1 protein-coding gene is annotated in these 714 nt (G+C 36.4%); it reads left to right on the forward strand.

All coding sequences use genetic code 11. The features are described from left to right. Window positions 1-714: hypothetical protein (locus ACS8FD_RS20485; RefSeq protein WP_439277219.1), on the forward strand; the 714-nt coding region annotated here is incomplete at both ends.

Here is a 714-nt window from a genome sequence, read left to right on the forward strand (position 1 = left end):
TTTGACTTCCAGCTGTCTGGACGCGAACGAAGGCTCACTTATATTTTAAGTAACGAAGCTTTTTCAGTATCAAGCTATGGACAACCTGAAGACTGGTTTAAAGACCCTCTCAACCCACATAGTATATATCGTACTAATAAATATACGTTGTTTACTATCCAAAATATTATCCGCTGCTTGCTTGATTATGCAGACGCTGAGTTTACCTATGATACCAGCGAAAGCGTAGCGCGAGCTAGAAACCTCTATAATACTGCATTAGAATTAATCGAGTCAGAACTGCCTGTTCAACCTGAGAATAAGTGCTTAGAATTAATTGAGTCGCTTAAATATACGGTCGAAGATATAACTTTACAGCCTTATTATGAGTATCTTAAATCAAGGTTAGGCGAGCTTAATTCAACACAGGCATTAAAAAACACACTGGTAGAAGTGCGTAATAAACTAAACAGCAACTTCTCTGAAGAAAAAAGATTGGCTAATGCTTTAGAGGTTATACAAATGGCGTTGGGCGAGCGAAAAGCATCCTTAACTGCCACAGAGATTATAACTAAATCTTTGCTAACCAAACAAGATTTTAGCCGGACACTATTTTCTAATTTAAATATATCTACTAACTTCTTTAAAACTGATCGCTTACTGTCAAGATTAGCTAGCTTAAACTCAAATATAACAGATAACGATAGTGCTGGAATTGAAACGGTTGAGATAGTT

Source organism: Psychrobacter sp. 1U2, from assembly GCF_051847575.1.